The sequence below is a fragment of the Pseudomonas linyingensis genome (assembly GCF_900109175.1).
Taxonomy (GTDB): Bacteria; Pseudomonadota; Gammaproteobacteria; order Pseudomonadales; family Pseudomonadaceae; genus Geopseudomonas; species Geopseudomonas linyingensis.
In genome coordinates this window covers 297863-313319 of the sequence record NZ_FNZE01000002.1, presented here as the reverse complement: position 1 = coordinate 313319, position 15457 = coordinate 297863, and the positions used below count along the sequence as shown (strand labels likewise).

Here is a 15457-nt window from a genome sequence, read left to right as displayed (position 1 = left end):
ACCTCCCACAGACGGGGAACGAACACGGCGCCTTGATATCCCGCCCAGCGGCCCCACACTAGGGACATCACCCCGTGGAGCCCACCATGACCGACTCGCTGATCATCCCCTGTCCGCACTGCAGCGGCCTCAACCGCATCCCCGCCGCCCGTCTCGGCGAGGCGCCGCGCTGCGGGCGCTGCAAGAACCCGGTGCTGCCCGGCAAGCCGTTCGCCGTCGACGGCGCCAGCTTCGCCGCCCAGCTCAAGGGCGACCTGCCGCTGCTGCTCGATGTATGGGCCGACTGGTGCGGGCCGTGCAAGGCCTTCGCGCCGACCTTCGACCAGGCCGCGCGCGAGCTGTCCGGGCGCGTGCGCCTGGCCAAGCTGGACAGCGAGGCCAACCAGCCGCTGGCCGGCCAGCTGGGCATCCGCTCGATCCCCAGCCTGATCCTGTTCAAGGGCGGTGTCGAAGTCGCGCGGCAGAGCGGCGCCCTCCCCCTGCCACAGCTGCTGGCCTGGCTACGTCAGCATGGCATCTGAACCGGCGGACAGCGCGCGCCGCACGCGGCATACTGCGGCCTTCGTTCCGCCGCGTGAGACTCCCATGGTTCAGCACATCTTCGTCGCCCACGACCTCAGCCCCGAGGCCGATCTGGCCCTGCAGCGCGCCGATCTGCTGGCCCGGCAATTGGGAGCGCGGCTGAGTCTGGTGCACGTGCTGGCCGCCGGAGGCGATGCCGAGGCGGCCCGGGCCCGCCTGGCGCCGGCACTGACCGCCTGCCAGACCGAGCAGGTCGAGCTGCTGGTGCGCAGCGGCCATCCGGTCGAGGAGATTCTCCGACTGGTGCGAGGTCTGGAGGCCGACCTGCTGGTCCTCGGCGCCCATCACGCGCAGTCGGCGCAAGGCTTTGCCGGCACCACCCTCGAGCAGCTCCTGCAGGGCTGTCCGGTGCCGCTGCTGCTGGCGGTGCAGCCCGTCCAGCCCTGGGCGCGGGCGCTGGTGGCGCTGGACTTCTCGCCCTGCGCCAGTCGTGCCTTGCAGCAGGCCTGGCAGCTGTTGGCCGACGGCGCCAGCGTGCATGCCCTGCACATCGACGAGCGGGCCGCGATCCACGCCCTCGACGATCCCACCGAGCGACAGTTCCAGCGCGAGCTGTTCGACCGCCTGGTCGACGATGAACGCCGCCGCCTGCCGACACGCCCGCTGCAGCTCAGCCATGCCCTGCTGTCGGGGGAGCGCGAGCACTGCCTGCAGACGGTCATCGCCGCCGAGCAGCCGCAGTTGCTGGCCCTCGGCGCGCACAGCCGCGGCGCGCTGGCCGACGCCCTGCTCGGCAGTCTGGTGCTGCAGTTGCTGCACCAGCCACCCTGCGACGTGCTGATCGTGCGCTGAGCCTCCCCCGCCGAGAGCAGGAGGACGCTCAGTCGGCGCCTTCCAGATGCGCGTGCAGTTCGACGAACTGCTGGGTCAGCTTGTGCCGCGGATCGAGGAAGATCAGCGGCGTGCAGGCCTGGTGCGACTCGCGCATCTTCACCGAAGCGCCCAGGTACACCGGCAACACCGGCAGCTGCTCGGCAAGCAGCTCGTCGAGCAGCTGCTGCGGCAGCGAGGCCCGCGGCTGGAACTGGTTGACCACGATGCCCTCGATCTCGAGATCCTCGTTGTGGTCCTCGCGCAGCTCGTCAATCTCGGCGAGCAGACCGTACAGCGCCTGGCGCGAGAAGCTGTCGCAGTCGAAGGGAATCAACACCCGATCGGCCCCGATCAGCGCGGAAACCGTATAGAAATTCAGCGCCGGCGGGGTGTCCAGGTAGATCCGGTCGTAATCCTCGTCCAGCTCGTCGAGCAGTTTGCGCAGCTTATTGATCTTGTGCTTGGCCTCCAGCTTGGGCTGCAGGTCGGCCAGCTCGGCACTGGCGGTGACCAAGTCGAGATTGGCGAAGGGGGTGTGCTGCACGCTGACCTTCGGCTTCTTGCCGGCGCTGCCGGCCAGCACCTGCTTGAAGAAGTCGGCGATGCCCAGCGGGATCGCGTCGCCGCTCAGGCCGGTGAGGTAATGGGTGGAGTTGGCCTGACTGTCGAGATCGACCAGCAGGGTGCGATAGCCCTGCGCCGCACTCACCGCCGCCAGGTTGCAGGCGATGCTCGACTTGCCGACCCCGCCCTTCTGATTGAACACCACACGCCGCATGCCACTGTCTCCCTTGGTACGCTCCGCTGTGCGCGGATGCTTTGCTGTGTCCTGCATTTAACCCCATTCAGCTCCGGCTGTGCGCATCGACCGCCATTGCCCGCAGCGCCTGCGCCTGCCGCGCCTCGCCCTCGAGCAGCGCGGCGAAGCGCTGCACCAGCGGCGAGGCCTCGTCGCGGCGGCGCACCAGCCACACCGCGGTGCTGGCGCCGGCATCGCGCAGGGTGCGGCAGACCACGCCGTCGATGCGCATGCGGCTGAACGAGGCCGGCAGCACGGTGACGCCGAGGCCGGTGGCGACCAGGCCGATCAGGGTCATCGCCTCGCTGGCCTCCTGGACGATGCGCGGAGTGAACCCGGCGGCGCGTGCCAGGTCGAGCAGCTGGTCATAGAGCCCGGTGCCGAAACTGCGCGGGAAGAACACGAAGGCCTCTCCGGCAAGGTCGCTCAGCTCTATCCCCGCCTCGCGGCCGGCCAGCGGATGGCCGGCCGGCAGCACCGCCACCAACTCTTCGGCGAACAGCTCCAGCGCCTCCAGCCCGGCGGGCATGGCCTCCAGCGGGCGCAGCATGCCGACCTGCAGCCGCCCTTCGGCGACCGCCTCGGCCACGCCGCGGCTGCTCAACTCGCAGAGGTCCAGATGTACCGCCGGGCAGGCCAGGCGGAAGGCCTGGATCGCCCGTGGAATGGTCGAGGTGAACGGCGCCGACGAGGTGAAGCCGACCTTCAGCTCGCCGACCTCGCCGCGCTGTGCGCGGCGCGCCACGGCGACCGCCTTGTCCAGCTGCGCCAGCACCTGGCGCGCCTCGGGCAGGAACAGCCGGCCGACCTCGCTCAGCGCCACGCGCCGGTTGGTGCGCTCGAACAGGCGCACGCCCAGCTCGTCCTCCAGCGCCTGGATCTGCTGGCTCAGCGGCGGCTGGGAGATGCCCAGCTGCAGGGCCGCGCGACCGAAGTGCAGCTCCTCGGCGACGGCGATGAAATAGCGCAGGTGGCGGAGTTCCATGGGCAGCCCTATCGATTCGTAACGCATATCATATGAGTCGAATAATATATTGGAACTAAGAATACCGCCTCACCTATGCTTGCCGGCATACCCTGCGGCCCCGGCGCAATACCCGCCGCCACCCCGCCCGCACCCTGCGACGGTGATCGTTCGTCGCCCCGAGCCCAGGCCGCCCCTGTCGAGGAACCGATGAACAGCCTTGTCGCCAGCCCTGCGCAGCCAGCAAACGCCGCGGCCACAGCCACGGAAACCGCGAGCCACATAGAGAAGGGCAGCGCCCGCTTCCGGCGCACCAACTGGGCGCTGTTCGCCGGTGGCTTCGCCACCTTCGCCCTGCTCTACTGCGTGCAACCGATGCTGCCGGTGCTGTCTGCGGCCTTTGCCCTGAGTGCGGCGCAGAGTAGCCTGGTGCTGTCGGTGTCGACCATCACCCTGGCCGTCGGCCTGCTGGTCACCGGCCCGCTGTCCGATGCCATCGGCCGCAAGCCGGTGATGGTCGCCGCGCTGTGTGCCGCCGCGCTGTGCACCCTGCTCAGCCCGCTGATGCCCAACTGGCATGCCCTGCTGGCGATGCGCGCGCTGGTCGGCCTGTCGCTCAGCGGTCTGGTGGCGGTGGCGATGTCCTATCTCAGCGAGGAGATCCATCCCCAGCACCTCGGCCTGGCCATGGGCCTGTACATCTCCGGCAACGCCCTGGGCGGCATGAGCGGGCGACTGGTCAGCGGCGTGCTGGTGGACTTCGTCTCCTGGCAGGCCGCCGTGGCCACCCTCGGCGGCCTGGCGCTGCTCGCCGCGCTGCTGTTCTGGCGCCTGCTGCCGGATTCGCGACACTTTCGCCCCACGCCGCTGAGCTTCGCCAACCTCGCCAGCGGCCTGCGCCTGCACCTGACCGACCGCGGCCTGCCCTGGCTGTTTCTCGAGGCCTTCCTGCTGATGGGCGGTTTCGTCACCCTGTTCAACTACATCGGCTACCGCCTGCTCGAGGCGCCCTACCATCTGAGCCTGACCCTGGTCGGCCTGCTCTCGGTGGTCTACCTGTCGGGCACCTACAGCTCGACCCAGGCCGGCCTGCTGGCCGACCGCCTCGGCCGCCACCGGGTGTTCTGGCCGTCGATCCTGCTGATGCTGGCCGGGCTGCTGCTGACCCTGTTTGCCTCGCTGCTGCTGATCCTGCTCGGCATGCTGTTGTTCGCCTTCGGCTTCTTCGCCGCCCACTCGCTGGCCAGCAGCTGGGTCGGCCGTCGCGCCCTGCAGGCCCGAGGTCAGGCCTCGTCGCTGTACCTGTTCAGCTACTACCTGGGCTCCAGCGTGGCCGGCACCCTTGGCGGTTTCTTCTGGCAACACGGCGGCTGGACCGGCGTTGGCCTGTTCATCGCTGCCCTGCTCGCCGTCGCCCTGACGGTGGCCCTGCACCTGTCGCGCCTGCCGCCCAAGCAGCCGCAAGTCTGAGCCCTGAAATGCAAAGGCCCGATCACAGGGATCGGGCCTTTGCCTGCATCCGGGCGCGGATCAGCCGTGGTACTGCGCCGACAGCTCGTGCACCGCCTCGATGAACACGCCGGCATGCGCCGGATCGACTTCCGGGGTGATGCCGTGGCCGAGGTTGAACACGTGGCCCGAGCCGTGGCCGTAGCGCTCGAGGATGCGCGCCACCTCGGCGCGGATCGCCGTCGGGTTGGCGTACAGCACGGTCGGGTCCATGTTGCCCTGCAGGGCCACCTTGTCGCCGACGCGGGCGCGGGCGTTGCGGATGTCGCAGGTCCAGTCCAGGCCCAGCGCGGTGGCGCCGGCCTCGGCCATCGACTCCAGCCACAGACCGCCACCCTTGGTGAACAGGATCACCGGCACTTCGCGGCCTTCGTGCTGGCGGATCAGGCCGGCGACGATGCGCTCCATGTAGAACAGCGAGAACTCGCGGTAGGCCGCATCCGACAGGCTGCCGCCCCAGGAGTCGAAGATCTGCACCGCCTGGGCGCCAGCGAGAATCTGCGCATTCAGGTAGCTGGTGACCGACTGGGCCAGCTTGTCGAGCAGGTCGTGCATGGCCTGCGGGTTGTCGTAGAGCATCGCCTTGGACTTGCGGAAGTCCTTGGAGGAGCCGCCCTCGACCATGTAGGTGGCCAGGGTCCAGGGGCTGCCGGAGAAGCCGATCAGCGGCACGCGGCCGTTGAGTTCGCGGCGGATGGTGCGCACCGCGTCCATCACGTAGCCGAGATCCTTCTCCGGATCGGGGATCGGCAGCGCGGCGATGTCGGCCGGGGTGCTGATGACCTTCTTGAAGCGCGGCCCTTCGCCGGTCTCGAAGTACAGGCCCAGGCCCATGGCATCCGGAATGGTCAGGATGTCGGAGAACAGGATGGCGGCATCCAGCGGGTAGCGGTCCAGCGGCTGCAGGGTGACCTCGCAGGCCAGCTCGGGATTCATGCACAGGCTCATGAAATCGCCGGCCTTGGCGCGGCTGGCACGGTACTCGGGGAGGTAGCGTCCGGCCTGGCGCATCATCCACACCGGGGTGACATCGACAGGCTGCTTGAGCAGGGCGCGAAGGAAACGGTCGTTCTTCAAGGCGGTCATAACGGCTTCCGGCGAAAATTCAGGGGGCATTGTCGCAAAGCACACAGCAAAAGGCACGGCGGGTGCCGTGCCTTTCGTGGCTTGCTTGACCAAGGTCAGCTGCGCGGGGAAGCCCGGCACAGCCGACGGGATCAGACGCCCAGGTAGTCGAGGATGCCCTCGGCGGCCTGGCGGCCTTCGAAGATCGCGGTGACCACCAGATCGGAGCCACGCACCATGTCGCCACCGGCGAAGATCTTCGGGTTGCTGGTCTGATGCTTGAACTGACCGGCTTCCGGGGCGACCACGCGGCCCTGGTCATCGATATTGATGCCGAACTGCTCGAACCACGGCGCCGGGCTCGGCCGGAAGCCGAAAGCGATCACCACGGCGTCGGCCGGCAGGATCTCCTCGGAACCAGGGATCGGCTCGGGGCTGCGGCGGCCACGGGCATCCGGCTCGCCGAGACGGGTCTCGATCACCTTGACGCCTTCCACCCGACCTTCACCGACGATGGCGATCGGCTGGCGGTTGAACAGGAACTTCACCCCTTCTTCCTTGGCGTTCTTCACCTCGCGGCGCGAGCCCGGCATGTTCGCCTCGTCACGACGGTAGGCACAGGTGACCGCCTTGGCGCCCTGACGGATCGAGGTGCGGTTGCAGTCCATCGCGGTGTCGCCACCACCGAGCACCACCACTTTCTTGCCCGCCATGTCGATGAAGTCCTCGGCGGACTTCTCGAAGCCGAGGTTGCGGTTGACGTTGGCGATCAGGAAGTCCAGCGCATCGAAGACGCCCGGCAGGTCCTCACCGGCGAAGCCGCCCTTCATGTAGCTGTAGGTGCCCATGCCCATGAATACGGCGTCGTATTCGGCGAGCAGCTGCTCCATGGTCACGTCCTTGCCCACCTCGGTGTTGAGGCGGAACTCGATGCCCATGCCGGTGAAGATCTCGCGACGACGGCTCAGTACGGTCTTTTCCAGCTTGAACTCGGGGATGCCGAAGGTCAGCAGGCCACCGATTTCCGGGTTCTTGTCGAACACCACCGGGGTCACGCCGTTGCGCACCAGCACGTCGGCACAGCCGAGGCCCGCCGGGCCGGCACCGACCACCGCGACGCGCTTGCCGGTCGGCACGACTTTCGACATGTCCGGACGCCAACCCATGGCGAAGGCGGTGTCGGTGATGTACTTCTCCACCGAACCGATGGTCACCGCGCCGAAGCCGTCGGCCAGGGTGCAGGCACCCTCGCACAGGCGGTCCTGCGGGCACACGCGGCCGCAGACTTCCGGCAGGGTGTTGGTCTGGTGCGACAGTTCGGCGGCGGCGAGGATGTTGCCCTCGGAGACCAGCTTCAGCCAGTTGGGAATGAAGTTGTGCACCGGGCACTTCCATTCGCAATACGGGTTGCCGCACTCCAGGCAGCGGTGCGCCTGTTCGGTCGCCTGCTGCGGCTTGAACAGGTCGTAGATCTCGACGAATTCCTTCTTGCGCTGGCGCAGCAGCTTCTTCTTCGGATCCTTGCGGCCGACCTCGATGAACTGGAAGTCGTTGTTCAGACGTTCAGTCATATCAAAACCTCTTTGCAGCAGCCTCAAGTCACGTGCTTCAAGCTGCGAAACTCATCTGGGGAACCGGCCAGCCTCGCCGCCCCTGGCGGGCGAGACTGGCGGCTCGAAGCGGCCTTACTGCGGGTTGGCCCGGGTGCTGGACAGCAGCGTCTTCAGACTGGCGGCCTTCGGCTTGACCAGCCAGAAGCGGCGCGCGTAGTCGTCGAGATTCTCCACAATCTGCTGACCCCAGGCACTGCCGGTTTCCTCGACATACTCGACCAGCACGCGCTTGAGGTGGCTGCGGTAGGCCTCCATCGCTTCGCTGCTGATGCGCTGGATGTCCACCAGCTCGTGGTTGACCCGGTCGACGAAGCTGTTGTCCTCGTCGAGCACGTAGGCGAAACCGCCGGTCATGCCCGAGCCGAAGTTGTAGCCGGTCTTGCCCAGCACGCAGACGAAACCGCCGGTCATGTACTCGCAGCAGTGGTCGCCGGTGCCTTCCACCACGGTGTGGGCGCCGGAGTTGCGCACGGCGAAACGCTCGCCCGCGGTACCGGCGGCGAACAGCTTGCCGCCGGTGGCGCCGTACAGGCAGGTGTTGCCGATGATCGCCGACTCCTGGCTCTTCAGCGCGCTGCCCTGGGACGGCGTGATGACGATCTTGCCACCGGTCATGCCCTTGCCGACGTAGTCGTTGGCGTCGCCTTCCAGATACAGGTTCAGGCCGCCGGCGTTCCATACGCCGAAGCTCTGCCCTGCGGTGCCGGTGAAGCGGAAGCTCAGCGGCGCCTCGACCATGCCCTGGTTGCCGTGCACGCGGGCGATCTCGCCGGAGATGCGCGCACCGATGGAGCGGTCGCAGTTGCAGATGTCGAGGGCGAACTCGCCGCCGCTCTTGGCCTTGATCGCCGGCAGGGCCAGCTCGACCATCTTCTCGGCCAGCAGGCCCTGATCGAACGGCGGGTTCTTCTCCACCTCGCAGAACTGCGGCTTGTTGGCCGGGATGTGCGCGCTGCCGAGCAGCGGGGTCAGATCCAGGTTGCCCTGCTTGGCGGTCTCGCCCGGCAGCACTTCGAGCAGGTCGGTGCGCCCGATCAGCTCGGCCAGGCTGCGTACGCCCAGCTTGGCCAGCCACTCGCGGGTTTCCTCGGCGATGAAGGTGAAGAAGTTCATCACCATCTCGACGGTACCGATGAAGTGGTCCTTGCGCAGCTGGTCGTTCTGGGTGGCCACGCCGGTGGCGCAGTTGTTCAGGTGGCAGATGCGCAGGTACTTGCAGCCCAGGGCGATCATCGGCGCGGTGCCGAAGCCGAAGCTCTCGGCGCCGAGGATGGCGGCCTTGATCACGTCGAGGCCGGTTTTCAGGCCGCCGTCGGTCTGCACGCGGACCTTGCCGCGCAGGTCGTTGCCACGCAGGGTCTGGTGCGCCTCGGCGAGGCCCAGTTCCCACGGCGAGCCGGCGTACTTGATCGAGGTCAGCGGCGAGGCGCCGGTGCCGCCGTCGTAGCCGGAGATGGTGATCAGGTCGGCGTAGGCCTTGGCCACGCCGGCGGCGATGGTGCCGACGCCCGGCTCGGCGACCAGCTTGACCGACACCAGCGCCAGCGGGTTGACCTGCTTGAGGTCGAAGATCAGCTGGGCCAGATCCTCGATCGAGTAGATGTCGTGGTGCGGCGGCGGCGAAATCAGGGTCACGCCGGGCACCGCGTAGCGCAGGCGGGCGATCAGCGGATTGACCTTGCCGCCGGGCAGCTGGCCGCCCTCGCCGGGCTTGGCGCCCTGGGCGACCTTGATCTGCAGCACTTCGGCGTTGACCAGGTATTCCGGGGTGACGCCGAAGCGGCCGGTGGCCACCTGCTTGATCTTCGAGCTCTTGATGGTGCCGTAGCGGGCCGGGTCTTCGCCGCCCTCGCCGGAGTTGGAGCGCCCGCCCAGCCGGTTCATCGCCTCGGCCAGCGCCTCGTGGGCTTCCGGCGACAGCGCGCCGAGGGAAATGCCGGCGGCATCGAAGCGCTTGAAGATCGCGTTGAGCGGCTCGACCTGATCCAGCGCCAGCGGCTGCGCGGCGGTCTTGACCTTGAGCAGGTCGCGGAGCATCGATACCGGGCGGCTGTCGACCAGCGCGGTGTAGTCGCGGAAGCGGGCATAGTCGCCCTGCTGCACGGCTTCCTGGAGCAGACGCACCACGTCCGGGTTGTAGGCATGGTATTCGCCACCATGGACGAACTTGAGCAGACCGCCCTGCTGGATGGCCTTGCGGTTGTTCCACGCCTCGAGCGCCAGCAGTTTCTGCTCGGCCTCGATGTCGACGAAGCGCGCGCCCTGAATGCGGCTGGCGACGCCGCGGAAGCTCAGCTCGACCACCTCGTCGGCCAGGCCGATGGCTTCGAACAGCTGGGCGCCGCGGTAGGAGGCCACGGTGGAGATGCCCATCTTCGAGAGGATCTTCAGCAGGCCCTTGGAGATGCCCTTGCGGTAGTGCTTGAACGACTCGTGCAGGTCGCCGAGCACCTCGCCACTGCGGATCAGGTCGGCGAGCACCTCATAGGCGAGGAACGGATAGACCGCGGTGGCACCGAAGCCGATCAGTACGGCGAAGTGGTGCGGGTCGCGGGCGGTGGCGGTTTCCACCAGGATGTTGCAGTCGCAGCGCAGGCCCTTCTCGGTCAGGCGGTGGTGCACGGCACCGACCGCCAGCGAGGCGTGCGCCGGCAGCTTGCCGGGGGCGATGTGGCGGTCGCTGAGCACCAGCATCACCTTGCCGGCGCGCACGGCAGCCTCGGCCTGGTCGGCGATGGCGCGCACCGCGGCCTCGAGACCGAGCGACTCGTCGTAGTTGAGGTCGATGATCTGCCGCTCGAAGCCCGGGCGATCCAGGGTCATCAGCGTCTGCCACTTGGCCGGGGAGATCACCGGAGTGTTGAGGATCGCGCGGTTGCCGTGATCGGCGGTCTCTTCGAAGACGTTGCGCTCGGCGCCCAGGCAGGTTTCCAGGGACATCACGATGGACTCGCGCAGCGGGTCGATCGGCGGGTTGGTCACCTGGGCGAACTGCTGGCGGAAGTAGTCGTAGGTGGAGCGCACGCGACGCGACAGCACCGCCATCGGAGTGTCGTCGCCCATCGAGCCGACCGCTTCCTGGCCTTGCTCGGCGAGCGGACGCAGCACCTGGTCACGTTCCTCGAAGGTGACCTGGAACATCTTCATGTACTGCTTGAGCTGCCCGGCGTCGTAGGCCGCCGCACCCTGATCCTCTTCCATGCTGGCCTGGATGCGCAGGGCATTCTGGCGCAGCCACTGGCGGTAGGGATGCCGCGACTTCAGGCGGTTGTCGATGTCGGCGGTGTGCAGCACCTGGCCGGTTTCGGTGTCCACGGCGAGGATCTGCCCCGGGCCGACGCGGCCCTTGGCGATCACGTCCTCCGGCGCGTAGTTCCACACGCCGACTTCCGAAGCCAGGGTGATGTAGCCGTTCTTGGTGGTGACCCAGCGCGCCGGGCGCAGGCCGTTGCGGTCGAGCAGGCAGACCGCATGGCGACCGTCGGTCAGCACCACGCCGGCCGGACCATCCCACGGCTCCATGTGCATGGAGTTGTATTCGTAGAAGCTGCGCAGCTCGACGTCCATGGTCTCGACGTTCTGCCAGGCCGGCGGAATGATCATGCGCAGGCCGCGGAACAGGTCCATGCCGCCGGTGACCAGCAGCTCGAGCATGTTGTCCATGCTCGAGGAGTCGGAGCCGGTGCGGTTGACCAGCGGCGCGATGCTTTCCAGGTCGGGCAGCAGCTCGTTGGCGAACTTGTTGCGCCGCGCCACCGCCCAGTTGCGGTTGCCGGTGATGGTGTTGATCTCGCCGTTGTGCGCCAGGAAGCGGAACGGCTGAGCCAGCGGCCAGCGCGGCAGGGTGTTGGTGGAGAAGCGCTGGTGGAACACGCAGATCGCGGTTTCCAGACGATCGTCGCCCAGATCGGGGAAGAAGCTGGCCAGATCGGCCGGCATCATCAGGCCCTTGTAGATGATGTCCTTGGCCGACAGGCTGCAGACGTAGAAGTCGGCATCATCCTTCAATGCCACCTCGGCATGGCGGCGGGCGTAGAACAGCTTGATCGCCATCTGCTGGTCGTCGAGATCTTCGCCGCTGACGAACACCTGCTCGATGCGCGGCAGGCACTCCAGGGCCAGACGACCGAGTACCGAGGTATCGACCGGCACGTGGCGCCAGCCGACCAGGCTGAGGCCCTGGGCGGCCAGTTGCGCATTGACGGCCTCGCGCGCGCGGGCGGCCTTGGCTTCGTCCTGACTGAGGAACAGCATGCCGACCGCGTACTGCTCGGGCAGGTGTACGCCGAACTGCTCGGCGGCCAGCACGCGCAGGAAACGATCAGGCTTCTGCAGCAGCAAACCACAACCATCGCCGGTCTTGCCGTCGGCATTGATGCCGCCGCGATGGGTCATGCATGTCAGGGCTTCAATGGCCGTCTGCAGCAGGTGGTGACTGGGCTGCCCATGCATGTGGGCAATCAGACCGAAGCCGCAGTTATCCTTGAACTGCTCAGGATGGTACAGACCTGCTTTCATAGGCACTCTCACCGGCTAACTTTTACTTGATTCGGGCGATTTGTCGCAATTTATCCCCCTTTGCTACCACATTTGCGGCGCGGGGTGCGATCACGGATGCGCCATTGTAGCGCGCAGGCCATGTCCGAAAAAGAACAAATGGCGCCAAAGCGAAAATTTCATGTCGCATTTATAAAAGAAAACCGGTGAGCCGCCTAGGCGGATCACCGGTTTTTTACCTTGGTCGGAACAGACTAGCGACCGGCCTGGCGGATTTCCTGCTGGATGCTGGCGAAGGTACGCGGCCACGGCTTGCTGGCCTGCAGGCGTGCCGGCAAGCCGGCCACCGCTGACTTGGCCGCCGCCGGTGTAGAGAAGCTCCCGTAGGTGACCACGTACAGCGGCTTGCTCTGGTGCAGCTTGCGGAAGTAGCGATAGTCGCCACCACCCTCGCGCACCGCGGCCTGGGCCGCCCCCTCCGAACTGGTGCCGAACAGTTGCAGGGTGTACTGGCCGACCGGCTGCGACAGGTACCAGCTACTGCTGCCGGTACTGCCGGTCGGCGCGCTGGGGGTCGGCGCAGGAGCGGGTACCGGCTTGGCGGTCGGTGCCACGGCCAGCGGCGCTGCAGGCGCCGGATTGACCTCCGCAACCGGCACCGGTGTCGGAGCCGGCTTGGGCTGCGCGACGGGCGTCGCACTCGGCGGCTCCGCCGGCATCACCGGCGCCACCCCTGCCGCCACGCCACCGGCCGGAGCATTGGCGCTATCCGCCACCCCCACTGGTACCGGCATGGCGGCATGGGAGGCATCCAGTTCCTCGACGCCGGCGCCGCCCGCCGCGCGCGCCAGCGGCTCGCGCGGCACCGGCTGGCCCTGCCCGACCAGCGGCAAGGGTAACGGCTTGTCGCCTTCGAACTGGATGGCCGGACCAGCGCTGGCCGACGCCGTCGATGCGACAGCCACCTCATTCTGTGCCGCCGCACCCGGTTGCCCGAGCGCCAGATTGTCGGTGACGGCCGGCGCCACTTCGGGCTCCCGACCATTCATCAGCAGCGCCAGCGCCACCCCAGCAGCCACCACCCCCAGTGCCAGCAGGTGCTTCTTCGGCAGGTTCATCCCAGCCCCGGTGGAAACCGCCGGTTGATCCTCGGCGAGCATCGCCTCGTTCAGCACCTCGCGCGCGACCCGGTTGATCGCTCCCGGCCAGCCGCCCGACTCGACCTGAATCTCCTCCAGCTGGCGATCCTCGAACAACTCCAGTCCCTGCCCGGCACCCTCGAGGCGCTGGGCAAGATAGGCGCGCGTTTCCTCGAGCGTGTAAGGCTGCAGCTCCTGCACATGGCAGCGCTCGGCCTTGCCCAGCGCCTCCAGACGCTCCAGCAGCTCGGGCTCGGCAAACAGGAAGACATGAGCACGTCCATCACTATCTCCCGCGGCCAACGCGGCCAGGGTTTCCAGCGCCTCGTCCTGCAGTTTCTCGGCGTCATCCACCAGCAGGTAGACTTCCTGGCCGGCCTGATTCAGGCGGGCAACCTGACCGAGCAGCCCATCGACATCCTGACTGCTGCCACCGAGCCCCTGACTGAAACCACGCAACAGCGCAGCGCTGTTGCCCGCTTGACGGGCTGACAGCGGCACGCTGACCACACTCTGCTTGTTGCTGCTGGCAACCAGAGCCTGACGCAGCAGGGTCTTGCCGCTCCCCAACGGACCGCTGACCACCTGCATCAGCGCGCTGTAGCGCGCCAACTGATGCAACTGGGCCAGCACTGGCTTGCGCTGCGCGGGGAAAAACTTGAAGCCCGGCACCCGCGGGGTGAACGGGTCGTGCGTCAACTGGTAGTGCTCAACAAATGCCTCATCGGCCTGCAGGCTGGTCATGAATGCCTCATTCCATTTGCACAGGAAGCCCCGGCGCTGATGCCGGGGCAATCAATTCACTTCATGCTTGACGGACCAGCGCTGCATAGTCCGCACGCAGCGTTGCCTCGAGAACCTCGCGCGGATAGTCCGCAGTCACCACCGCCTCGCCCAGCTGGCGCAGCAGCACCAGGCGCAGACGCCCATCCAGCACCTTCTTGTCGACCGCCATGTGGCGGAGAAATTCCTCCACCCCCATCTCCTGTGGCGGCACCACCGGCAGGCCGGCGCGCGCCAGCAGGCAGATGCCGCGGTCGCGTGCCTGCGCGTCAATCCAGCCCAGACGCTGCGACATCTCCAGCGCCATCACGGTGCCGACCGCCACCGCTTCGCCGTGCAGCCAGACGCCGTAGCCCATCTCGGTCTCGATGGCGTGACCGAAGGTGTGGCCAAGATTGAGAGTCGCGCGCACCCCGGACTCGCGCTCGTCGGCATTCACCACCCGCGCCTTGGCAGCACAAGAACGCTCGACCGCCTCGCTGATCGCCTCGCCATCCAGCGCCCGCAGGGCATCGATGTGCTGCTCCAGCCAGGTCAGGAAGGGCTCGTCGCAGATCAGTCCGTACTTGATCACTTCAGCCAGGCCGGCCGACAGCTCGCGCGCCGGCAGGGTGGCGAGGGTGGCGGTATCGATCACCACCGCCTGCGGCTGGTAGAAGGCACCCACCATGTTCTTGCCCAGCGGATGGTTGATCCCGGTCTTGCCGCCCACCGAGGAGTCCACCTGGGACAGCAAGGTGGTCGGCACCTGGATGAAGTCCACGCCACGCTGGTAGCAGGCCGCAGCGAAGCCGGTCATGTCGCCGATCACCCCGCCGCCGAGAGCGATCAGGGTGGTGCGCCGATCATGCCGGGCCTCGAGCAGACCGTCGAAGATCAGCTGTAGGGTTTCCCAGTTCTTGAACGCTTCGCCATCGGGAAGGATGATCGGCGTAACCGCATAGCCTTCCAGCGTCGCGAGCAGACGCTGCAGGTACAGCGGCGCCACGGTCTGGTTGGTGACGATTGCCACCTGGCGACCGGCAATATAGGGAGAGAAACAGTCGCACCGGTCGAGCAGACCGGCGCCGATGAAGATGGGATAGCTGCGCTCGCCGAGGTCGACGTGAAGAGTCCGCATGTGGCCCCCCGCTGGTGGAAAAGGGCCCTAGGATAGCGCAGTTCGCGGCCCTTTTAACGGGGCGGCAACTGCTCCAGGCGACTCAGCACTTCCTGCACCACCATACGCGGCGGGCGCTGATCGGTTTCGATGATCACATCGGCGATTTCGCGATACAAAGGATCGCGGATCGCCATCAGCTCGCCCAGCACCTGACCGGGATTGGCGGTACGCAGCAGCGGCCGATTGCGATCCCGCGCGGTACGCTCCAGTTGCTGCTCCACCGATGTATGCAGGTAGACCACCCGCCCGCCGGCGCGTAGCGCCTCGCGGTTGGCCGGGCGCAGGATCGCTCCCCCACCGGTGGCCAGCACCAGACCATCTTCCTGGCACAGATCGGAAATCACCGCCTGCTCCCGCTCGCGAAAACCCTGCTCGCCCTCGACATCGAAGATCCACGGGATATCCGCACCGGTGCGCACCTCGATTTCCTTGTCGGAATCCTTGAAGGGCAGATGCAGCTCTTTGGCCAGAAGACGCCCGATGGTGCTCTTGCCAGCTCCCATCGGGCCCACGAGGATCAGATTGCGCACG

The 15457-nt window shown here is 67.3% G+C and carries 11 protein-coding genes; 3 read left to right on the top strand and 8 right to left on the bottom strand.

Features of this window, described 5'->3' with window-relative positions; all coding sequences use genetic code 11:
- Positions 1–86: 86 nt before the first annotated feature.
- Positions 87–521 (top strand): thioredoxin TrxC, encoded by a 435-nt coding sequence (gene trxC, locus BMZ19_RS03850; RefSeq protein WP_090307102.1) that lies wholly within the window; start codon positions 87–89, stop codon positions 519–521.
- Between the two features lie 64 nt (positions 522–585).
- On the top strand, positions 586–1374 hold the full coding sequence (locus BMZ19_RS03845) for a universal stress protein (RefSeq protein ID WP_090307099.1): 789 nt from the start codon (positions 586–588) through the stop codon (positions 1372–1374).
- Between the two features lie 28 nt (positions 1375–1402).
- Here the strand turns inward: BMZ19_RS03845 and BMZ19_RS03840 are convergent, their stop codons facing one another.
- Positions 1403–2173: a ParA family protein gene (locus BMZ19_RS03840; protein WP_090307096.1), complete on the bottom strand. Its 771-nt coding sequence runs from the start codon at positions 2171–2173 to the stop codon at positions 1403–1405.
- A gap of 67 nt (positions 2174–2240) precedes the next feature.
- Positions 2241–3179 (bottom strand): LysR substrate-binding domain-containing protein, encoded by a 939-nt coding sequence (locus BMZ19_RS03835; RefSeq protein ID WP_090307093.1) that lies wholly within the window; start codon positions 3177–3179, stop codon positions 2241–2243.
- A 189-nt stretch (positions 3180–3368) separates the two neighbouring features.
- On the opposite strand from BMZ19_RS03835, the gene BMZ19_RS03830 reads away from it, so the two are divergent.
- Entirely contained in the window at positions 3369–4628 is a 1260-nt protein-coding gene (locus tag BMZ19_RS03830) for an MFS transporter (protein WP_090307090.1), read from the top strand.
- Positions 4629–4688: 60 nt separating this feature from the next.
- Here the strand turns inward: BMZ19_RS03830 and hemE are convergent, their stop codons facing one another.
- The 6 genes from hemE to aroK form a co-directional block, all read right to left on the bottom strand.
- Complete coding sequence (gene hemE / locus BMZ19_RS03825) at positions 4689–5753, bottom strand: uroporphyrinogen decarboxylase (RefSeq protein WP_090307087.1); 1065 nt, start codon at positions 5751–5753, stop codon at positions 4689–4691.
- 131 nt (positions 5754–5884) lie between these two features.
- Positions 5885–7303: an FAD-dependent oxidoreductase gene (locus BMZ19_RS03820; protein ID WP_090307085.1), complete on the bottom strand. Its 1419-nt coding sequence runs from the start codon at positions 7301–7303 to the stop codon at positions 5885–5887.
- Positions 7304–7417: 114 nt separating this feature from the next.
- Positions 7418–11863, bottom strand: a complete 4446-nt coding sequence (gene gltB / locus BMZ19_RS03815) for a glutamate synthase large subunit (RefSeq protein ID WP_090307082.1) — start codon at positions 11861–11863, stop codon at positions 7418–7420.
- A 233-nt stretch (positions 11864–12096) separates the two neighbouring features.
- Complete coding sequence (locus tag BMZ19_RS03810) at positions 12097–13725, bottom strand: AAA family ATPase (protein WP_090307080.1); 1629 nt, start codon at positions 13723–13725, stop codon at positions 12097–12099.
- A 61-nt stretch (positions 13726–13786) separates the two neighbouring features.
- Entirely contained in the window at positions 13787–14884 is a 1098-nt protein-coding gene (gene aroB / locus BMZ19_RS03805; protein WP_090307078.1) for a 3-dehydroquinate synthase, read from the bottom strand.
- A 53-nt stretch (positions 14885–14937) separates the two neighbouring features.
- A complete protein-coding gene (aroK, locus tag BMZ19_RS03800; protein WP_090307074.1) occupies positions 14938–15456 on the bottom strand; it encodes a shikimate kinase AroK in 519 nt (172 codons plus the stop codon).
- Position 15457: the final 1 nt, after the last annotated feature.